This is a genomic window from Bradyrhizobium sp. USDA3516, assembly GCF_057651995.1.
Window position 1 is genome coordinate 418,194 of record NZ_JBYGYN010000002.1, and the last position, 20,671, is coordinate 438,864.

Genomic DNA, 20,671 nt, shown 5'->3' on the forward strand with positions numbered 1-20,671 from the left:
GGATATCAGGCCGCCCGCGAGCTGATATCATCGGCCGCACAGGCCGCCGCGCTGTCGTCGAAGGCTTCGCACATCCGCATCGCGACCAGCAGATTTTCCGGCGTCAGCACCTCCGCCGTCGGTCCCCACGCGACCGGTCCGCGCGCCAGCACCAGCGTTTCGGTGAAATGATTGCGCACCATCTCCATGTCGTGCAGCGCGGCCAGCACGGTGCGGCCCTCGCCGTGCCAGCGCCTCACCAGCGCGAGCAGATCGGTGGTGGTCTTGCTGTCGATGGCGTTGAAGGGCTCGTCGAGCACGATCAGCTTCGCGTCCTGAAGCAGCACCCGGGCGAACAGCACGCGCTGCATCTGGCCGCCGGAGAGCGTGCCGATCGGGCGGTTCTCGAAACCATTGAGGCCCACGGCTCCGATCGCGCGGAGAATCTTGTCGCGCGCGGCCTTGCCGATACCGCCGAACAGGCCCGTGCCACGCCACAGCCCGGTGCCGACGAAATCGAACACCGAGATCGGGAAGCTGCGGTCGATCTCCGCGCTCTGCGGCAGGTAAGCGATGTCGCGGGCGTCAAGCCCGCCGAGATGGATCGTCCCGTCGAGCGGCCTCAGGATGCCGACGATACCGCGCAACAGGGTCGACTTGCCGGCGCCGTTCGGGCCGATCACCGCGACCAGCGCGCCCGGCGCGACCTCGCCGCTGAGATGATGCACGGCGGGGTGCCGGTCATAGCCGAGCGTGAGATTGTGGAAATGCAGCGCCGCCATCGTCACCTCATCGCCAGCAAGACGATTCCCCACAGCACGGCACAGACCGCGAACGCGGCCGCGAGGCGGCCCGCAACGGTCATGCGTAGGATCGACCAGGGCGCGGCCTGGGCCGGATGCGGCGAGGCCCCATCGTGGACATGGCCATGGGCGTGATCGTGCCCGTGCGAATGCCCTTGGCCGTGGGAGTGGCCATGGTCGTGTTGGTGGGCGTGGGACGCGGCGGGAGCCATTTAGGGACGTTATATTATAACATTACGCCTGTCCACGGCCGTGGGCTAACGTCATTCCGGGGCGATGCGCAGAATCGAACCCGGAATCTCGAGATTCCGGGTTCGGCTTCGCCGCCCCGGAATGACGGCCCTTCAGGGCTTGCCGATCACCATGGCGATGGCCGCCGCCACGAACGGAAACGGCACCGAGACGGCGCAGCGGAACCAGACGAAGCGGGCCGGCATGAAGGGGATCTCCCACAGGATCACCCGCTGGAACGCGAACAGCGCCCAGGCGACGACATAGGCGACCACCTGCGGCACCCCGCCGCCCGACTTCAGCGCCACCGCGCCGATGGAGAAGCCGACCACGGGCCCCCCGGGCGTGGCCGCGCCGGCGACCACGGCGGTGGCAACCCCGAGCCAGCCGCTATCCGGGCCGAGCCAGCCGGTGATCACCTCTTGCGGGATGATGGCGGCGATGTAGCCGGAGCCGATCACGCCAAGCGCAATCCGCGGCACGATGTTGACGAAATCCATCGTGCCTTCGCGCAAGGAAGCCACGAACACCGGGCGCCCACGACGGAAGGCGATCAGCCCGACGCCGAGCACCGAGCCCCACAACAGGATGTCGATCAGGAGCGCTGAGCTCAATTCTCGTCGTCCTTCGCGAGCGGCTTCGGATAGAGCCTGACATAGACGAAGCGGCCGAGGGCGCCGGCGAGCACCGGCAGCGGCAGCGAGATCACGATCCGCCACAGCGTGAAATCGGTGCCCATGATCGGGATTTCCCAGGCGACCGCCCGGCCATAGCCGATCAGCGTCCAGCTCACGACCATGGCGATGGTGGCACCGAAATCGGCGCCGACCGCGAGCAGCGCGCTCGCCACCGGATAGGCGGTGAAGGGACCGCCGGGCAGAATTGCGCCGAACGCCGTGCCGATCAGCAGGCCCATCAGGCCGGATTTCGGCCCGAGCGAGCGCGAGACTTTTTCGTGCGGCAGGATTTCCGAGATGAAGGCCCCTAACAGGCAGCCGGCGAGCACGCGCGGCAGGATACCCGAGAACAGCGAGAGATCGTGGGTGAGGATGTCCAGAACACCGTCAGTGCCGTCCCGCCGCCAGACCAGTGCCGCACTCAGCGCCACCAGAGCTGCGATGATGATGGTCGACCAGCCGATCGGCTTGCGGACCCGGCCCGGCCGCGGCTCGGAGTCCGCGTCGCCGCCGGGCGCCGGATGGTTCGGGGAAGGTTCTGACAACGGGCTGGGTCGCTCGACGGGTGATGCCCGTCCTGATTAAGGGCGGTGTTCCCCCGATGCAAACGGTGTGACGACAGACCCATGCGCGCGCCGCGCAGGGCAATTCCGCACAGCAAAAAGGCGGCCGCTTGGTGCGACCGCCTTTTCGAATTCGTCATTCCGGGGCAGCGCGTCAGCGCCGAGCCCGGAATCCATCAGGCGTCAACCCGAGCGGACAAATGGATTCCGGGCTCGCGCTTCGCGCGCCCCGGAATGACATCGTCACGCCTTCTCGAACAGGGACTCCACGTATTCCCAGTTCACGAGGTTCTCGACGAACGCCTTGAGATAGTCGGGACGGCGATTGCGATAGTCGATGTAGTAGGAGTGCTCCCAGACGTCGCAGCCGAGAATCGGGGTGGCGCCGTGCACCAGCGGATTCTCGCCGTTCGGGGTCTTGGAGATCTCGAGCTTGCCGTTCTTGACCTGGAGCCAGCACCAGCCGGAGCCGAACTGGCCGACGCCGGCCGCCTGGAAGTCGGTCTTGAACTTGTCGAAGCCGCCGAGGTCCTCGTTGATCTTCTTCTCGAGCTTGCCCGGCAGCTTGGTGCCACCGCCATTGGGCTTCATCCAGCTCCAGAAGTGGATGTGGTTATAGTGCTGGCCGGCGTTGTTGAACACCGCGGGGTTCTTGCCGAACGAGCCCTTGACGATCTCTTCAAGGGACTTGCCTTCCCATTCGGTCCCCTTGAGCGCGTTGTTGCCGTTGGTGACGTAGGCCTGATGATGCTTGTCGTGGTGATATTCCAGCGTCTCCTTCGACATGTACTGGCCGAGGGCGTCATAGGCGTAAGGAAGTGGGGGCAGCGTAAAGGTCATGGCTTCTTGTCCGCAACTGGTGGGGAACGAGTTCTAACGGTCACCCCTTATAGAAGGTTCCGCCGCCATTAAATACCTCAGAATTTGCGAAAAGGCGTGACTTGGCGCGTCCTGCCTGAATGCACAAATTCCCCGCAACCGGCCGCGTCGATCAGACCTGCGGTTCGCCGTAAAATATCATTGCCTTTGAGGCGCTTAAGACAGAACAAACGCGCCACGACGCGGAGCTATGGGAGGACGACGCCATGAGCATCGAGATCGACATATTGAATGGCGACGCCTCGTGGCCGATGGCCGAGCCGCTACTTCAGGCGGTCTGGGCACCGCAATTGGTCGCAGGCAAGCCCTGGGCTCATGTCAAATGGGCCAATGCCGATCTCCGTGTGCTGGTCGAGACGCCCGAGGATGGTCTCGTCTGCCATGTCGGCATCTACTTCCGCACCGTCACCTGGAATGGACAGAAGGTTCATATCGGCGGCATCGGCGGCGTCTCCACGCGCGAGGACCAGCGCGGCAATGGCTATGCGACCGTGGCGATCGACGCGGCGGTGCATACCATGCGCGCCAACGAGGCGGTTCGGTTCGCCCTACTGTTCTGCGAGCCGCACAATTTCGCGTTCTACGAGGCCCGGAGCTGGCTGCCGTTCAAAGGCGAGGTCTATTGCGAGCAGCCGGAGGGGCGGATCCGGTTCACCTACATGGCGCCCTATGTCTTCCACATCGTGCGCGCGCCGACGCTGGGCACCATCGACCTATGCGGCCTGCCGTGGTGAGCCCTGCGTGAGCCAGGGCTGCGCCGGCCGCCTCATTCTCTTATAGTATGTCGATCATCATTTGATTTTCCGCCCGGTGAACATGTCGATCGACGCCCCTTTAGATGCCGTCCCGCCGGTTGCGCCGGTCGCCTCCCCCATCACCAGCCTCCTGACCGCGCCGATCCTGCCGACGCTGCTGCGGCTCGCGATCCCCAACATGATCGCGATGGTCGGCAGCACGCTGGTCGCGGTGGCCGAGACCTCCTATATTGGCCGGCTCGGCACCATCCCGCTCGCCGCGATCGCGCTGGTGTTTCCGTTCGCGATGCTGACGCAGATGATGAGCGCCGGCGCGATGGGCGGCGGCGTCTCCTCTGCGATCAGCCGCGCGCTGGGCGCTGGGGATCGCGACCGCGCCGCGACGCTGGCGCTGCATGCCGCCATCATCGGCCTTTGCGGCGGGCTGCTCTTCACGGTGATGATGCTTGCCTTCGGCCGCTCCTTCTTCGCGCTGCTCGGCGGACGCGAGCGCGTGCTCGAGGAGGCCAGCGGCTATTCGCAGGTGCTGTTCTCCGGCGCGGTCGCGATCTGGCTCGTCAACACGCTGGCCTCGGTGATCCGCGGTACCGGCGACATGCGCCTGCCTTCGATGATTCTGATCGGGGCGAGCGTGCTGCAGATCGTGCTCGGCGGCACGCTGGGGCTCGGCCTGTTCGGCGTGCCGCAATTCGACATGCCGGGCGTGGCGAGCGGCCAACTGATCGCGTTCAGTTGCGCCGCGCTGTTCTTGCTCTGGTATCTCCTGTCCGGCCGCAGCCGGCTGCCGCTCGATCTCCGCGCCTTCCATTTCGAGCGCGCGATGTTCCTCGACATTCTTAAAGTGGGCGCGGTCGCCTGCCTGTCGCCGCTGCAGACCGTGCTCACCATTCTGATCTTCACCAAGATCCTCGCGACCTTCGGCACCGAGATGCTGGCCGGCTACGGCATCGGCTCGCGGCTGGAATTTCTGCTGATCCCGATCACCTTCGCCTTCGGCATCGCCTCGGTGCCGATGGTTGGCATGGCGATCGGCGCCGGACATGTGAAGCGCGCGCGGCGCGTGGCCTGGACGGCGGCCGCGGCCTCAGGACTCACGGTGGGGCTGATCGGCCTCATTGTTGCACTCGCGCCGTCGCTGTGGGTGGGGCTCTTCACGCGCGATCCCGGCGTCACCGCCGCCGCGCACAGCTATTTCCACTGGGCAGGTCCGGCCTTCGTGTTCTTCGGTATGGGCGTGTCGCTTTACTTCTCCTCGCAAGGCGCCGCACGCGTCGGCGGTCCCGTGCTCGCCTCCACGGCACGGCTTCTGATCGTCGCGATCGGCGGCATCGGACTAATGACCGCGCAGGCTCCGGCTTGGACCCTGTTCGCGCTGGTCGGCGGCGCCATGGTCGTGTTCGGGCTCTCGACCGCCGCCTCGGTCGCTTTCGCGCGCTGGGGCAAATGATCACAGGTAAATAAGCGCGGACAGCTAAGCTCGGAAATGTGATTCCATCGAGCGTTGCACGCGATCGATTTGCTGCTATGGAGACGCCTCCATTCTAGGGCTCCTCTCCATGACATTCAGATTCGCCGCTCTCACCGTCATTCTGGCTGCGCTGATCGGCGCGCCTTCCGCCTATGCGCAGAGCGCCGAAGGGACCTGGCTCACCCAGGCGGGCGATGCGCGCGTCAAGATCAGCAAGTGCGGCGGCGGCATCTGCGGCCACATCGTCTGGCTGCGCGAGCCCATGGACAGCGCGACCGGCCAGCCCGCCACCGACAGCAAGAATCCCAATCCAGCCCTCGCCAGGCGTCCGATGATCGGCCTGCCGTTGTTCAGCGGCATGGAGCCGGCCGGACCGAACAGATGGTCGGGCCAGATCTACAATGCCGACGACGGCAGCACCTATGCGAGCAACGTCAGCCTGACCGGCGCGGACGCGCTGCGGGTCGAAGGCTGCGTCGGCGCGCTCTGCGGCGGCGAGACCTGGACGCGCGCGGGGCGGTAAGCTTCTGACTTTCGTGTCCCGGACGCGCTGCGGCACGCAGTGACGCTGCGCAGAGCCGGGACCCAGACAGCAACACCATACGACGCCGAGATCTGGGCCCGGCTCAGCAGCGCATCACTAGTGCAGCGCTGCGTCCGGGGCACGAGAACCTGTCACGACATCATCGCCTTCAACGCCGTCGCGGCCGAGGCATAGCCGCCGCGCGCGCCGTCGATGAAATGGACGTGATCGCTGCGCACCGCCGACGGCGCGAAGCAGGTCATCATCGCAGCATCCTGCTGGTAGAGGCCGTAGCGCACGATGCCCTCGCGCGCGGCGGCTTTGAGACGATCGCTCAACGCGCGCTCGAGCTGCGGCGTGCAGTCCAGGATCATGCGCAGGCCGTCGTCATATTTGCGGAAGTCCGAGTTCTCGACCACCTGGCGCTTGTAGCGACTGGGCACGAAACCGCCGATCTTGATGTCGAAGCGCATGATGAGATAGGCGAACAGCGTATAGGCCAGCACGCTGGCCCTGCGCGCGAGCAGCGAACCCCCGCGCCTGGTGCGGGCCTCGAATTCCACGCCCTGCGGCGGCCATTTCAGCGGCGGCCCCTGCGGCGGCACCGGGCGGCCGCCGTCCGGGCTGCGCTCGACGAGATGGATGATGTCCTCGATCACCTTGCGGAAGGCCGGCGGATCGACGCCGCGCGCCGGCATCACCAACACCGACAGGATCAGGCCGCGCGCCGCCGGCATCACCTCGAAACGACACGACAGGCCCGAGAGATCCGGCTGCGTGCCGGCGGGCGCCTCCTCGACCGCAAACTCGCCGCGCTTCATCGCGGCGTCGGCCCAGGCGAGCCCGCCGCCCGAAAACATCGCATAGGACAGGTTGGCCGACGGCCCGAACCGGGCGACGCGCACGTCGAGGCCGTGTGCGCGAATGACGCTGACCGGCACCAAGGCGACGCGCATGGTCAGATCGAGGTCTTCGCGCACCCAGGTCGCGGTCGCAGCCAGCGCCTGGCGGGCAAGCGCGAGATCGTCGGGCGCCACCGCGAAGCTGGCGCCGTCGCCGCCGAACACGAAGGGAAATTCCCGCCCCTCCAGCGCATTGGTCACCGCCGCGATCACGGCGGCGCCGGCCATGTTCACCGCCTTGTAGCGCTGCGCCGCGATCGCCTTGGTGGAATCGACGATATCGGCAACACCGATGCTCCAGTCGTCCGGCAGCGGCGCATAGAGCGCAGGATCCATCAGGCTGGTGAAGCCTCGGAAGACGGGAATGCCGCCATAGAAGGACTGGCCTGAGCTCATCGGGATGCCGGAGGTTGGACTACGAAACAAAATACGTGGCAGGATCGATCCGGGTTCGCTGGCTCGCGCCCCCTTTCGATCATTGGCCGAAACCGGCCCGGACAACAAGATGCGACCGACTTGCAATGCCGCGGCGTGATCATTGATCGGCATCAAACGACCGTCGGGGGAGAGCGGCTATCGTCGGGCGGCTCCAAGAGGTTGCATAGGAAAATCGAGGTGTCCAACTTCAGCAGCAAGGACTCCGCCTCTCCGGTCCGCCGGCGCACGGGCCTCGACCCGATCAGCGCGGTGAAGATGCCGGAACGATTGACGGAGGCCGTCGATGCCTGGGCTGAAGCTCACCGCCTGACCCGCTCCGATGCGATCTGCAAGCTGATCGAGCTGGGTTTGAAGATGGCGCTGCCGGTCTCTGCACCGACGCAGCCGGTCGCATCGGATGCCACCAGGATCGAAGAGATCGCAGTGCATGAAATCGAGTCACTGCTCGATCCTGCATTACCGCCAGACGAGCGCGAGCGCCGCATCCGCCGTCTCACCGAAGGGCCGCCGGAATTTTCACATGAACGAATCGACCTGCCGAAGCACGGGCCGTAAATAGCTAATGCAGCTTCTCGTCCTGGCGCTTGCGCAGCCGGGATGCAGGGACGTCGTGGCAGCCGATCAAACGAACGAACTGCTGCGGATACGCCTCGTGGCCGTGATCGCCGGAATTCTGATGCGACATCGGCGGGCAGCGAACCTCGTCCGGCTGCACGCGCACGGACTCCGTGACGTTCCGACTCGAGGCGGTCATGCTTGAAATGGCCATCGAGTGCTCCCCTTCAATTAGGGCAGATCGATTGTCGTAACTCAATCGGTTGCGGGGCATCTTAGGACCAATCCGGCTGGCTGTCATTGCGCCCGATCAACGCAATTGCGGCAAGCCGGGTTCCGCCTACGCCGTATTCCCGGCGTCGATGGTGAACACGGTGCCGGTGACGTTGCGGCCGCCGTCGCCCAGAAGGTATTCAACCATGCGCGCGACGTCGTCCGTCTCCGGTAGCCGGCGCAGGGCGCTGCGGCCGGCAATGCGCTTGCGGCCTTCCTCGGAGAGATTGTGTGTCAGCTCGGTGTCGATGAAGCCGGGCGCGATCGCATTCACCGTAATGCCGAGCTTGCCGACCTCACGGGCCAGCGAGCGGGTGAAACCGGTCGCGGCCGCCTTGGTCGCGCCATAGACGGATAGACCGTTATAGCCCGTCGTGGCGATGATCGAGGAGATGTTGATGATGCGGCCGGCGCCATCGGCCATCATTTGCCGAGCCACATATTTGGTGAGGATGATCGGCGACAGCACATTGAGCTGCACCAGCGCCTCGATCTCGGAATTGTGCATGGTGGCGAGCAGGCCTTCGGTGCCGAGACCGGCATTGTTGACGAGGCCGTAGATCGGGCCGAATTCGTCGCGCACGAGCTTTGCGAAAGCCGGGATTGCATCGATCACGGCAAGATCGCAGGCGCGGAAATGCAGGCGCCCGTCGGTGGCAGCGATGGCCGCCTTGAGCTCGTCGCTTTCGCGCCGCGCCGCAGCGATGACGTTGAAGCCGGCAGCGGCAAGACGCTTGCCGATCGCAAGCCCGATGCCGCGGCTGCCGCCGGTGACGAGGACGTTATGCATCGGTGCGCGCCAGTTTTCCGGCCGGGGTGACGTCGAGCGTCTCGACGAAACGGAGCACCGCCGGCACCTTGTGGGATGCGAGCTGGGCACGGCACAGATCCAGGATCTGGTCGCGGATCTCTTTCGCGCGCGCCGGATCGGTGCCCTCGGCGAGGATCACGTCCGCGACGACGATGCCGCCGGTAATCGGGCTCTTGCGCGACTTCGCGCGCGCCATCCGCACGTCCGGATGGCGGTTGATCACCGCCTCGATCTCCTCGGGGTGGACCTTCAGCCCGCCGATGTTGATGATGCCGCCGCGACGGCCGACGAAATAATAGCGGTTGCCGCGCAGCTCGACGATGTCGCCGCTGTCGACAAAGCCGTCGTCGTCGGTGAGCGCGGAGGCGTTGCGGCCGACATAGGCGTGGGCCGTGCGCGTCGAGCGGATGCGCAGCGAGCCGTCGACGACCTTCATCTCGACGCCGTTGCGGTTGCCGAGATAGTCGGCCGGAAAGCCTTCCAGCCCGTCATTGACGGCGAAGCCGACGCCGGCCTCGGTCGAGGCATAGGCATGGCCGACGGACGCATTGGGGAATGCCGCCTTCAGGCCGTCGAGCACGGCCTGGTCGGCGATCTCGCCGGAGAGACGGACGTAAGCCGGGGCGAACTGCGCGGCCGAGCCGCTCATCAGGAGCTTGCGCCAGTGCGAGGGCGTGCCGGAGATATGCGAGACACCGCGCGCCTTCAGCCGCGCGACGTGATCGGCGAGCGCCTCATGGGGATCGGACAGCACCAACGAGCCGCCGGAGAGGATGGCGCGGAGAAAGATTTGCAGGCCGCCATAGCGGCGGATGTCGTAGAAGGTCGCCCAGACCGGCGCAGGTCCGCGCGATGGGCCTTCGGCGACGATCGCCCCGGTCAGCGCTTCCAGCGTATGGCCGGCGATCTTTGGCACGCCCGAGGTGCCCGACGTGAGCATCAGCCATTCGGTGCCGCGCTCGGTCCTGGCGGGCGCTGTGGCTTGAAGCGGCAATTGCGCGGTGACGACCAGCCGCACGCCGGACGCCGCCCAGCGGTCGGGCTCGTCGGTCACGACGGCATCGATCCCGGCATCCGCGATCAAGGTGTCGAGATGCGCCGGGTTGAGATCGGGCGGACACAGCAGCATGCGACGGGCGATGCCGTCGAGCTCGATCATGGCAAGGCCGGACCGGAGCTGGTCCGACACCTTAAGCAGCACGGCGCGGCCGGACAGCTCGTGCAGCCGGCCGCCCAGAACAGTGTGCGACAGGATGCCCGTCAGCGACACGACATCATGCGCATCGGAAATGGTGCGGCCCTTCAGCTCCGCGCCGAGATGGTCGCGAAGCGCGAAGATCTCACGCGGGGACATTTTCGTAGGCCCGCACGAAATCGCCCACAGTGGCGGGGAACGCGGCGTCCTCGGAAATGGTGAAGGGATCGACGCCGGTCTCGTCCTCGAGGCGGGCGACCAGGATTGCGAAGGCGAGCGAGTCGAAGCCCGTCTCGTGCAGGGACAGATCGTCCGAGAGGGCGGGAAGCGTGACGTGCTGCTCCTTGGCGATCTGCTGGATCGCTTCAATGACCTTTGACCTTACCGACATGGCTGGCTCGCTTTTGTTATCGATCTATTTGTTGCGGCGGCTCTTGATGACCGCCTCCCCATGGCGGTCTGTTTACCCGACAGAAGTAAATGGCTTCTTGGACAATTCAGATAAAATTGGACCTATCTCTCGATTTTGGTTGCCCTACAGCCTGATCGTACCGCCCGAGATGGCCGCATACGTCGCCGCGTCCAACGCAACGTACGCGCCGGATGTCGGGTCGAGCATGAACAGCGGATCGGAGACCGCGGCCGGGTCAAATCCCTCGCGGGCGAGCTCGCCCTTCTTCTGCTTGAAGGTCTCGGTGGCGTCGAGCTCGCGCGAGATGCGGATGAAGAGAGGCCGGGCATAGCCCGGCAGGCGCTGCGCGAGATGGGCGGGCAGCGCGGCGATGTCAAACCCCTCGTTCACGACAATCGCGCTCATCCCGGCCCGGCCGTCGGCGCCGGGAATGCCGACGCCATAGGTGGTGGCATCGACGACGCCGGTGAAATCGCGCACGGCATCGTTCACCTCCGAGGTCGCGACATTCTCGCCCTTCCAGCGGAACGTGTCGCCGATACGGTCAACGAAATGGAAGAATCCCTTGTCGTCCATCCGCATCAGATCGCCGGTGCGGAACCAGGCATCGCCTTTGACGAAGACGTCGCGCAGAATCTTCTTCTCGGTCTCACCAGCATCGGTGTAGCCCTCGAAACGCCCACCGCCCTCGTCCGCGGTGCCGATGCGGCCGATGGCTTCGCCGGCCTCACCGCGGCTGCAGGCGATGCAAAAGCCTTCGGCATTGCGCAGCGGCGCGCCGCTATCAGGGTCGAGCTTGACCAGGCTCGCAGGAAAGCGGTGCGCGAGCAGCGGCGGGATACGGCCGATCGCGCCCGGCTGTCCCTCGACGTTGAACAGGGAGAAATTGCCTTCGGTCGCGGCGTAGAATTCGAGGATGCGTGGAATGGCGAAACGCGCCTGGAAATCCTCCCAGATATCGCCGCGCAGCCCGTTGCCGCAGGCGAGCCGCAGGCGGTGCCGGTTCTCGTATTCCGAGGGCGCGGCCTTGAGCAGATAGCGGCAGAGCTCGCCGATATATTGAAACAGCGTGCAATCGTGCCGGACAATGTCGGACCAGAAATGCGAGGCTGAGAATTTCTCGGCGATCACCATCGAGCCGCCGGCGGCCAACATGCTGCACGGCGCGACGATGCCGCCGACCGAATGGAACAGCGGCAGACAATCGTAGAGCCGATCCTGCGGCGTCGCGCCGGTGAGGCCGGCGAACCAGAACCCCCAATTCAGGATGCGACGGTGGCTGATGCTGGCCGCTTTCGGCAGGCCAGTGGTGCCGGAGGTGTAGATCAGCAGCGCACGGTCGTCGATGGTGACCTCGCCATGCTCCTCCGGCGATAGCGGGCCGTCGTCGAGAACGGCAAGCGCGACGTCGATCGCACGTTCGCTGCGGCTATCGCCATGCGTCCAGACTTTTGCCGCCGTCTTCAGATGAGGCGCCGCGCTGTCCAGCATCCCCGTCAGCTCATGCGCAACGATGACATGCGAGGGCATTGCGACATCGAGGCAGTGCGCGAGCGATTGCCCGACGAGCTTGGTGTTGATCAGTGCGACCACGCCGCCGACGCGGCTGATGCCGAGCCAGGCCGCGACATAGTCGATGCCGTTCGGCATGATCAGCGCAACGGTATCGCCCTTGGCAAGGCCGACCGAGCGCGCCCAGCGGGCGTAGCGATTGACCCTCTTCGACAGGCCTTCGTAATCGAGGCTTGCCTCGTCCGCCACCAGAGCGACGCGGTTCGGCTGGCGCTGCGCCCAATCGTCGACGACGTCGGCGAACAGGCGGCCCGGCAGCGTTTCGATCCGCGCGGTGAGCTCGATCGCCCTCAACCAGATCTTGGAAGCCGACGGTGCGCGCGCGGCTTTCGGCTGCTCGATGACGCCGGTGGTCATATTGTTCACTCTTTCGGGCGGTCTGCGGGTGTCCGACAGTTTAGCCCGCGCGCCCTGACCCGGGCGTTAAGAGACAAGGTAAAGGGCGATTAGCGCGCGATTAAACGTCGTCAGCAGCGCAGCCAAGGTCGCACCCACCGGCAGCGCGCCGACGGGCGTCATCAGGTCGAAAGAGTGATGAATGCAGAAGTCCCGGGCTTTGGCCCGCTCGCCTCAGTGCACCTTCCTGGGACGGCGGCGCGGCGGCGGCGACTCGTTGAAGGCGTAATAGGGATTGACGTCGCAAGTCGCGGCAAGGCCCGACGCCGTGGCGCGGCACTGCTCCAACGAGGTGAACGAGCAGTCGAAATAGTCACTGCCTCCGCCACCAGGGCCGCCACCGACGTAGCGGTGCATGCAGACGGGATAGGCCGGATCGTATCGCTGCGCGCTGGCATCCACTGCGCCCAGCAGCGTGAAGATCGCGGTAAGAGTGAGGAATGACAAGCGCATGGGAAATCCTCGAACTAGTGACGTCGCTTCATATGACACAACATCTCGCGGTCCGCGACTGTTCCCGGGGCCCGATGACGTCAAGGTGAGTGGGACGCGCAGCGCCAGAAGCGATGCGCGCCGAGCGATCAAGCATTGTCCAAACAATGCTGCGAAGCAGCGCTAGCCGCCGAGCCCCTGCAACACCAGCCGGTTCAGCCGCGCCGCGAACGCCGCCGGGTCTTCCGGCAATTCGCCGTCCAGGATCTGCGCCTGCTCGAGCAGGAGCAGGCTGAGATCGTCGACGACTGTCGAGCCAGCCTGCGCCTTGGTGACTGCGGTGACCAGCGGATGGCGCAAATTGATCTCGAGGATCACCTTGGTCTTCATGCCGCGGTTCTGCTGCGACAAGATGCGCTCGAGCTCGCGGCTCGGGCCCTGGCTGTCGGCGACGAGGCAGGAGGCCGAGCTGGTGAGGCGCGTCGAGGCCTTGACGTCGCTGACGCGCTCGCCGAGCGCGGCCTTGATCACGGCGATGGTGGCCGCTTCGTCCGCAGCCGGCTCGTCCGTCTTCGGCTCGTCCTTGTCGTCGATGCGCGGGATCAAATCGAGATTGAGATCGCCCTGGCTCAGCGACTTCAGCGGCTTGCCCTCGAAATCCGAGGGCATCGAAGTCCAGAACGCATCGACGGGATCAGACAGCAGCAGCACCTCGATGCCGCGCGCGGTCGCAGCTTCCAGTCGCGGATTGGATTTCAGCCGCTCGATGCTGTCGCCGACGAGATAATAGATCTCGGTCTGGTTCGGCTTGAAATCGGCGATGACCTGCTTCAGCGACCGCTTCTCGCCCGACGTGGTGGTGAAACGCGACAGCGACAGCAGCTTTTCGCGCCGCTCGAAATCCTCGTAGATGCCTTCCTTCAGCACCGCGCCGAAGGCGTCCCAGATCTTGGCAAAATTCTCCGGGTCCTTGTCGGCGAGGCTTTCGAGCTCAGACACCACCCGCGTCGCCACGGCTTTGCGGATCTGCGCCAGCTGCGGATTGTTCTGGAGCATCTCGCGCGAAATGTTGAGCGGAAGATCCTCGCTGTCGACCACGCCGCGGACGAAGCGCAGATAGCCCGGCAAGAGGTCGGCATCGTCGGTGATGAAGACGCGCCGGACGTAGAGCTTCACGCGGCCCTTGCGGTTCGGCTCGAACAGGTCGAACGGCTTGGTCGAGGGCGCGAACAGCAGCACAGCGTATGAGTAGCGTCCTTCCGCGCGGTAGTGCAGCGTCATTGCGGGATCGTCGAAGGCAGAGGCGATCTGCTGATAGGCTTTCTTGTAATCGTCGGCCGTCAGCTCCGACTTGGAGCGCTGCCACAACGCGCTCGCCGAATTGATCTGGCGCGGCTCGCCTTCTTCGGGCACCAGCTCGATCGGAAACAGGATGTTGTCGGAATAGGAAGTGACGATGCGCTCGATCTCGTAGGCCTCGAGATATTTCTTGGCATCGTCCTTCAGGTGCAGGACGATCTCGGTGCCGCGCGCCACGCGCGCCGCTTCCTCGTCGCTGGCACGGGCGATCTCGAAGCCGGAGCCGCCGGAGGACGTCCAGGTCCAGACATCGCTCTCGCCGGCACGGCGGCTGATCACGACGATCTTCTCGGCAACCATGAAGGCGGAATAAAAACCGACGCCGAACTGGCCGATCAGGCCGAGCCCGTCCTTGGCCTCTTTCAGCTTGGACACGAACGCCTTGGTGCCGGAGCGGGCGATGGTGCCGAGGTGGTCGATCAGTTCCTGCCGCTCCATACCGATGCCATTGTCGGCGATCGTGAGCGTCTTGGCCGTCTTGTTAGGGATGATGCGGATCTTGAGCGCGTCGCCTTCGCCCAGCAGGGCGGGACTGGCGATAGCCTCGTAGCGCAGCTTGTCGCAGGCATCGGAGGCGTTGGAGATGAGCTCGCGGAGGAAGATGTCGGTTTCCGAATAAACGGAGTGCACCATCAGGTGCAGCAGTTCGGAAACTTCGGCCTGGAAAGGCTGCGTATGCACAGCCGTATCTGACGTCGTCATGCGCTTACCCGGTCAAATAAAAGGGAGGGAACCCGGATATAGCGCGAGGCAATGGCGGATCAAGAGGATGTGAAGCCTGGAGTCCGCCAGGCCGCCGCTCCCTGGCGGGGCGGTCAGGTCACGCAGCGGCCGGGCTGGAGTAGCCTTGCGACCTCGGTCAGCGAGCTGACCATCGGCTCACAGGCGATCGTCGGCTTGTTGCGAGGCTTCTTCGGGTTCTGGAGCAGGACCGGGGTCTTGGCATTGCCGGTCTCGATCACCGCCGGCACCCGCAGCAGAACCGACGTGTCGGCGAGGTCATTCAACCGCATCGAGACGGTGCGGGTGGGAACAGCTGCCGGCTTGATCTCGGCAAGCCGGTCTGCCTTGGCGGTGCGGTTGACGTTGTGGCCCACCGCGACCCTGGAACCCTGGCTGGGGATGTCGGCGACCGCCTGCCAGCGGTCAGCGAGGTCATGCCCAGAGGCCAGCTGCACGGCACCGAGGGTGGCGACGACCGCAATTGCGCTCAAAAGAACCTTTTGAATCTGTGACATGGCTGTCGATCCCTCGCCCCATGGCGGGCACGGGAACAACGCCGCCGCAGGATCGGGGGTTCTCGACAGCTACGATCACTTAACCGTGTGCGAAAAATGCAGCAGACGGCAAAATATTTCGCCATTCGTGGAACGACTATCGCGCCCAGGAGTCGTCTCAGCAGCCGGCTATTCCCCCCTGCCCCATAAGCCGGCGACGTAGGGCGCGACTGTGGTGATGCCAGTCGCGCCTTACTTTTATCTAGGGGACGGCCGTCCGCTTTGTCTCATGGAACGAGATGTTCCCTCCACTCACGAGCCGCTGGCCCTGAGGAGCTGTCGCGCGTCGAGCTCGACGGTCTTGAAACCCCAGTCCGCCGCGACCTTGACGAGATGTGCCGTGCCCCCGGGGCCATCGGGGTCCCTCTCACGATTGTAGAGCGCAATCAGCGTGAGGTTACGCGCTTGCGTCGCAAGTGCGTTAAACATCATCCACAGATTGTTCCGCTGCCAAATATCGTAATCCTTCTTGCCGGAGAGCCAGCGCGGCAGATCCTTGGACTCGGCAAGCACGCGAGGCGTCACGCGCCGGCAAAGTTGCTGGTATCGCATCACCCAATCCAAACCGCCGCGGTTGACCGACTCAGCCTGGAATTGAGCTTCCGGCAATGCCAGCAAAAGCCGCGTGGGGATGTTGAGCTCGTTGCAGACCTCATGAAACAGAATGTCGCTGCCGCATGCCCCGCCGGCAATGCCGAACGCGACCCCACCGCTTTCGCTCACTTCCTTCTTGACCGCCTCTTCGATCATCTTGCGCGCCTCGGCCTCAGCCTCCGGCGTGTTGGGAAAACGCGCCTTGGCGTTCTCCCGGCCGGGCGCGTCAAGCATATGGCCCGTGAACAGGACAACCCGCACCGGCAGCGCTGCTGGTTGATCCGGAGCGGCCAGGTTCATCTCGTTCAGCGCGGCTTCGACGTTTGCCGGGAGCACCCCGAGCTGGCGAAACAACTGAAGATTGCGCCGCGCCGCGTCCGTTTCGAACGGGCCCGCATTTGCCAGAGCCTTTCGATAGGCAGCCCCGACTTGCGCCGGCCTGTCGGCTGTCAAGAACGACAAGTCGGCGCGGCTGATCTCCTTCCAGATGTCGAACTTCTCCCCTTTTCGCATCACCTTGCTATCGTTTCCAACTACGAGTTGTAGCGCCGCGGCAAGACGACCGGCACGGCGTTCGCTGGACTTGAGATCCGCGATTGCCGCATCCCCGTCGTCGAAACCTTCAGCCCAGACATCGGGGACGGCCTTTGCGAGACTGATCTGGATCGTCAGCATCGCAAGCGCGTTGATCCCGGCGTAGAAGCTACCCAGATCTTCGGCGAAGCCATGGAGATAGTGCTCGATGGAGGACGTGAGATGTGGCGAACGGAGCGCGGCGCGGCGTTGCGCGTCTGCATCCGCTGCGCCCTGCCAATCGTCGATCCATCGTGTCTTGGCGTTGCTGCCCAGCAGCGAGTGTCCTTCGGCGCGGTGAGACCGCCGCTCCGCCGATTCCTTGGGCGTTTCGTCGCCGTCATTCGGCGGCATCGTGCGGGCGAGCACGCGATTGATTGCGTTTTCCGAACGCGTGATGCAGTCGAGCTTCGCATCGGGGCCAGGGGCCGTTGCTGCGAGTTTTTGATAGATCGTGCCCAGGCGATAGTTGGCCTGAAAATCATTTTCGTCCAGGCGCCGAAGCAGTTCGAAGGTCTCCTTGGCGCCGGCAAAAGCCTTGATCCGGAATTGCGCGTCGCCAATGATCCGCAACCCCGCGCTCCCCCACTCGAAGCCACGGACCTCCTGAGCGAGCAGGCGCAGGTCGCCGGCGCGCGCCGCCTTTTGCGCGATCCCGACGTCTTCCTGGAAATCGAACGGGACGACCATGAGCGCGGCCCGGTCATGCGGCGTCAGACGAGGCAGCAACCGAAAGACCGGGCTGTCCTTTTTGGTGTCGGCAAGCGTCGCCCTAAGCGAAACGAGAAAGCTGGGGAACGCAGCAGCAGGATCCGCCGGATCGTATTCAAGGTAGCGGTCGGTCTGAAGATCGAAGGGATACTTGTCCTTCGTCCCCTTGGCGCGGATCAGGAGCGTATGCCGATCGCGTAAACCGTGCCTGATACCGAGCTCGTAGAAGACGTTGGCGTTGTGGATGGAGACGTCGGCGATCACCAGATCCGAGAGCACGAGCAGGCGGAACATATCCTCGCGAATATTGCCCTGCTCCGTAATTTCGAGCGTCGTGCGGCCCTCGATCCCGGCCTGCACGAGCGCCGGTGCGATCAGCACCCGCTCCACCTGATTAAAATCGATCCCGTCCTGCATGCTGAAGGGACGAACGATGAATGCGCGCGCGAGGTCCATGAGTGAAATCCCCGGATCGATGACAGAAGCCCTGCGTCAGTGCACCACCCGCTCGTGCACGTCGAAGCCGGCCGGGAAGTGCTCCGGCTTGACCTGCACCTTCGCGGCAAGTCGTCCAATCCTGGCAAGCTCATCGAGATTGTTGGGATCATCCATCGCCGCGACGTTCTCGAGCGCTTCAGGCGTCAAGTCGAGCTTCACCGTGGTTTTCAACCAGTCCTGCTCGAGCAGCACATTGTATCGTGCATAGGTGGCGAGTTGCGGGCCGCCCTGGCTGTCGAGCCTCAAATCGCCCACCGCGCGATCAATTGTCCAGGGTGTGAGACAGTCGGTCAGCCACTGCAGCATTCCTTGATTGAGGCGCCCGCAATCATCCATGAGCGATTGCAGTGAGCGCAGTCCCTGCTCGGCCGCGACCATCCCCGTGATCTGTTCTGTCGTGAAAGTCTTCTTGAACACGCCCGTGCCGACCGAGATCAGCAACAGCTTGTCCTTGCCGGTCTTCCAGCGGAAGCCGTGGCCGTCCAGCGCCGCCAGCATCAGCAGTTGCAGCGACGGGTCGTTGAAGGGGCTGACGCCGCCATCGACGAATGCACCGGCGGTGATCTTTCCGTCACGCGACGAGATGTCGATTTCCTGAGGCCGGAAATAGGTCGGCGCCGCCGTGCTCGCACGGACCACCTTGGTCAAGTGCAACTTGCCGTCCTGTGCAGCATATCGAGCGGCGGGATGATTGTGCAGCGGCCAGGGGCTGCCGGTGTCGAGGCGCTTCGTCATGATCATCAGGCCGGTGCGGATACGGTCGCTGTCGAGCGTGGTATCGGCTCCGAGCTGCAAATCGAGCGCATTCTGGAGTGGCTCTGATTTGAATTTCGGCGCCAACAACCCACGCCGCCAGAACTCGGTCTGGAAAACATCCGTCCCGATGCCGTTGTAGAGCTTCTTGAGTTCCTCCACCGTCAATCCGCAGGCCAGACCGGCCGCGATGATCGACCCGGTCGAGGTTCCGCCGACGAGATCAAAATAGTCGCAGAGCAGGAATTTCGGATCGCCGTATCGTTTCCTGAGCTCGCTCTCCATGACGTCGAGATATTCCAGGGTCAGGATGCCGCGGATACCACCGCCGTCGAGCGCCAGTATCCGCTTTGGTCCGTTCGTCGCGTCCAAATGTTGTTGCTTGGTCTTGGGCATCCGAGTCTTGGGCATCCGACCCTCCCAGGCGGCAAAGGCGGCCGGCGATGCCGGCTGCAGCAATTCGATGGCTCACAACAATTCGTATCTGCGACGGCTACGGAAATGTGCCGCAGTCTCAAATTCGATCGGACCTTCAAAATCGTCGCTTCATGACAACTACCTTGCACGAGACACACCCTAAAGTATAGTGGTCAAGATTGTCGGCCGAGAAGGTCAGAACGCCCTCGCCATCGTCCCTTGCATCGCGCTGGAATGCAGAAAAATCACGAGATGGTGTGCGGCAGACGCTGGCGCCTTGGCTGAGGCGAAGCAAGAAATTCATGAAGCAGCTTCCCGTTGCCAATCAAAGCAGAGACGAGCAGTTGCGCCCGGTGATTGCCGGCTGAACCGCAGGGATGTCACGCGCGACAGGATCAGGCGGCATGGCTGACATTTTCTTGAGCTACACTCACGTCGATCGGCCGCGCGCCCGGCCGATCGTGGACCTTCTTGAAGAGCAGGGCTGGACCGTTTGGTGGGACCGCGGCATCGAGCCCGGCATGCCGTGGCGTCCCGAGCTCGACGGTGAATTGGCGAACTGCCGAGCCGTCGTCGTGCTGTGGTCACAGACGTCAACCGCTAGCGAGTGGGTTTGTCATGAGGCGCGCGTCGGCCTGAACAAAGGCGCGCTGGTGCCCATCCTCCTCGACGAAGGCACATTCCCGACCGAGTTCGCCGCCGTGCAAGCGACCGATCTTTCGCGCTGGAAAGGCGAGACGGACCGCACCGAGGTAGAAGCGCTGCTGCGCCGGCTGGCACGTCTCGTCCCACCCTCGCGTATCGATACGGTTCGTCCGGGCTTCGATCCGGATTTCCTCGGCAAGACGCGCCCGATCTCTCTACCGGGCGTGAATGGCGCGGTGGCGGTGTTGCGCTATCTGCACTTCACTGTCGTGATGAATCCGGCGCGTCGGCTCGCGCATTACGTGGCTTACAATTGCGACGGAAGCCAATTCGTCGACGAGCCGCGCGGCGCGGATAAATGGTCGCCCGATCCGCTGCTTCCTCCGTCGTTGCAGATGAATTTGCCGTTGTTGCGACAGAGCCCTTACGACCGCGGCCATCTCATGGCCCGTTCGACGGGCTGCTGGGGCGAGCCGCGCGCGGCCTCGATCTCGGCGCGACAGGCGTTCTACTGGCCCAATGTCGTGCCACAGCACCAGCGGCTCAATCAGGATTGGTGACGCGCGTTGGAGCAGTGGGAGCGCGGAATGGCGCAATCGCAAGGCCGGCTGACAGGCTTCAGCGGACCGGTTTTCTCCGACGACGATGAAGCCTTCCGCGGCGACGTCGAGTTCGAGCACGGCCTGATCGCGCGCGACACTTTTCGCGTACCGCGGGCCTATTGGAAAGTTGCGGTCATCGCCGCTCCAGGCGACCGCCTCGCCGTCGCAGCCTATCTGATGGACCAGGTGGCGATGGTGGCGCAAAACGTTGGTCGCAGGATCGAGATCGGCGACTACCGCGTCACGCTCGCAGATCTGGAAAGGATCGCGCAGCTCCGTTTTGCGGCATCCCTGCACCAAGCGGCTGCGTTGTGAGTTTGCCGGCGAAGGGACGTCCGTAGCGGTCAACGCAACAGCGCCCTCCTATGGCTCGAAGCG

The 20,671-nt window shown here is 64.4% G+C and carries 20 protein-coding genes and 1 pseudogene; 5 read left to right on the forward strand and 16 right to left on the reverse strand.

The annotated features are described in order from the left end of the window. Nucleotides 1–5 precede the first annotated feature (5 nt). The 5 genes from AC24YW_RS07875 to AC24YW_RS07895 form a co-directional block, all read right to left on the reverse strand. The gene (locus tag AC24YW_RS07875) at nucleotides 6–761 is read right to left on the reverse strand and encodes a metal ABC transporter ATP-binding protein (protein ID WP_487482189.1); all 756 of its coding nucleotides are present in this window, start codon (nucleotides 759–761) and stop codon (nucleotides 6–8) included. 2 nt (nucleotides 762–763) lie between these two features. Then, entirely contained in the window at nucleotides 764–994 is a 231-nt protein-coding gene (locus tag AC24YW_RS07880; RefSeq protein ID WP_487482190.1) for a hypothetical protein, read from the reverse strand. 132 nt (nucleotides 995–1,126) lie between these two features. Beyond that, nucleotides 1,127–1,627 (reverse strand): hypothetical protein, encoded by a 501-nt coding sequence (locus AC24YW_RS07885; protein ID WP_487482191.1) that lies wholly within the window; start codon nucleotides 1,625–1,627, stop codon nucleotides 1,127–1,129. Next, complete coding sequence (locus AC24YW_RS07890; protein WP_487482192.1) at nucleotides 1,624–2,235, reverse strand: permease; 612 nt, start codon at nucleotides 2,233–2,235, stop codon at nucleotides 1,624–1,626. Before AC24YW_RS07890 ends, AC24YW_RS07885 begins: the two co-directional genes overlap by 4 nt. Nucleotides 2,236–2,496: 261 nt before the next feature. Next, nucleotides 2,497–3,093: a superoxide dismutase gene (locus AC24YW_RS07895; RefSeq protein WP_061846478.1), complete on the reverse strand. Its 597-nt coding sequence runs from the start codon at nucleotides 3,091–3,093 to the stop codon at nucleotides 2,497–2,499. 245 nt (nucleotides 3,094–3,338) lie between these two features. Between AC24YW_RS07895 and AC24YW_RS07900 the strand changes: the two genes are divergently transcribed. From AC24YW_RS07900 to AC24YW_RS07910, 3 genes are all read left to right on the forward strand, one after another. Continuing rightward, nucleotides 3,339–3,866, forward strand: coding sequence for a GNAT family N-acetyltransferase (locus AC24YW_RS07900; RefSeq protein WP_487482193.1), 528 nt, complete (start codon nucleotides 3,339–3,341; stop codon nucleotides 3,864–3,866). An 82-nt stretch (nucleotides 3,867–3,948) separates the two neighbouring features. Next, nucleotides 3,949–5,334, forward strand: a complete 1,386-nt coding sequence (locus tag AC24YW_RS07905) for an MATE family efflux transporter (protein WP_487482194.1) — start codon at nucleotides 3,949–3,951, stop codon at nucleotides 5,332–5,334. Nucleotides 5,335–5,443: 109 nt separating this feature from the next. Next, nucleotides 5,444–5,878, forward strand: coding sequence for a DUF2147 domain-containing protein (locus tag AC24YW_RS07910; RefSeq protein WP_487482195.1), 435 nt, complete (start codon nucleotides 5,444–5,446; stop codon nucleotides 5,876–5,878). A 152-nt stretch (nucleotides 5,879–6,030) separates the two neighbouring features. On the opposite strand, the gene AC24YW_RS07915 is transcribed toward AC24YW_RS07910, so the two are convergent. Continuing rightward, nucleotides 6,031–7,176, reverse strand: coding sequence for a DUF3095 domain-containing protein (locus tag AC24YW_RS07915; protein ID WP_487482196.1), 1,146 nt, complete (start codon nucleotides 7,174–7,176; stop codon nucleotides 6,031–6,033). Nucleotides 7,177–7,389: 213 nt separating this feature from the next. On the opposite strand from AC24YW_RS07915, the gene AC24YW_RS07920 reads away from it, so the two are divergent. Next, a complete protein-coding gene (locus AC24YW_RS07920; RefSeq protein ID WP_487482591.1) occupies nucleotides 7,390–7,773 on the forward strand; it encodes a hypothetical protein in 384 nt (127 codons plus the stop codon). A 4-nt stretch (nucleotides 7,774–7,777) separates the two neighbouring features. Here the strand turns inward: AC24YW_RS07920 and AC24YW_RS07925 are convergent, their stop codons facing one another. The 10 genes from AC24YW_RS07925 to AC24YW_RS07970 form a co-directional block, all read right to left on the reverse strand. Then, nucleotides 7,778–7,987 (reverse strand): hypothetical protein, encoded by a 210-nt coding sequence (locus AC24YW_RS07925; protein ID WP_487482197.1) that lies wholly within the window; start codon nucleotides 7,985–7,987, stop codon nucleotides 7,778–7,780. 126 nt (nucleotides 7,988–8,113) lie between these two features. Beyond that, nucleotides 8,114–8,836 carry an SDR family NAD(P)-dependent oxidoreductase gene (locus tag AC24YW_RS07930; RefSeq protein WP_487482198.1) on the reverse strand — a complete coding sequence of 241 codons (723 nt, stop codon included), beginning with the start codon at nucleotides 8,834–8,836 and terminating at the stop codon, nucleotides 8,114–8,116. Further along, nucleotides 8,829–10,211, reverse strand: a complete 1,383-nt coding sequence (locus AC24YW_RS07935; protein WP_487482199.1) for a class I adenylate-forming enzyme family protein — start codon at nucleotides 10,209–10,211, stop codon at nucleotides 8,829–8,831. The genes AC24YW_RS07930 and AC24YW_RS07935 overlap by 8 nt, the downstream gene beginning before the upstream one ends. Further along, entirely contained in the window at nucleotides 10,198–10,443 is a 246-nt protein-coding gene (locus AC24YW_RS07940; RefSeq protein ID WP_015688794.1) for an acyl carrier protein, read from the reverse strand. The genes AC24YW_RS07935 and AC24YW_RS07940 overlap by 14 nt, the downstream gene beginning before the upstream one ends. Nucleotides 10,444–10,587: 144 nt before the next feature. Next, nucleotides 10,588–12,402: a long-chain-acyl-CoA synthetase gene (locus AC24YW_RS07945; protein ID WP_487482200.1), complete on the reverse strand. Its 1,815-nt coding sequence runs from the start codon at nucleotides 12,400–12,402 to the stop codon at nucleotides 10,588–10,590. A 204-nt stretch (nucleotides 12,403–12,606) separates the two neighbouring features. Then, nucleotides 12,607–12,885 (reverse strand): DUF3551 domain-containing protein, encoded by a 279-nt coding sequence (locus AC24YW_RS07950; RefSeq protein ID WP_487482201.1) that lies wholly within the window; start codon nucleotides 12,883–12,885, stop codon nucleotides 12,607–12,609. A gap of 162 nt (nucleotides 12,886–13,047) precedes the next feature. Continuing rightward, the gene (htpG, locus tag AC24YW_RS07955; RefSeq protein ID WP_487482202.1) at nucleotides 13,048–14,925 is read right to left on the reverse strand and encodes a molecular chaperone HtpG; all 1,878 of its coding nucleotides are present in this window, start codon (nucleotides 14,923–14,925) and stop codon (nucleotides 13,048–13,050) included. 113 nt (nucleotides 14,926–15,038) lie between these two features. Next, entirely contained in the window at nucleotides 15,039–15,461 is a 423-nt protein-coding gene (locus tag AC24YW_RS07960; RefSeq protein ID WP_487482203.1) for a hypothetical protein, read from the reverse strand. A gap of 291 nt (nucleotides 15,462–15,752) precedes the next feature. Further along, nucleotides 15,753–17,834 (reverse strand): tetratricopeptide repeat-containing protein, encoded by a 2,082-nt coding sequence (locus AC24YW_RS07965; RefSeq protein WP_487482204.1) that lies wholly within the window; start codon nucleotides 17,832–17,834, stop codon nucleotides 15,753–15,755. A gap of 36 nt (nucleotides 17,835–17,870) precedes the next feature. Further along, the gene (locus AC24YW_RS07970) at nucleotides 17,871–19,040 is read right to left on the reverse strand and encodes a patatin-like phospholipase family protein (protein WP_487482205.1); all 1,170 of its coding nucleotides are present in this window, start codon (nucleotides 19,038–19,040) and stop codon (nucleotides 17,871–17,873) included. A 410-nt stretch (nucleotides 19,041–19,450) separates the two neighbouring features. Between AC24YW_RS07970 and AC24YW_RS07975 the strand changes: the two are divergent. Beyond that, a pseudogene (locus AC24YW_RS07975) lies at nucleotides 19,451–20,608 on the forward strand (DNA/RNA non-specific endonuclease). Nucleotides 20,609–20,671: the final 63 nt, after the last annotated feature.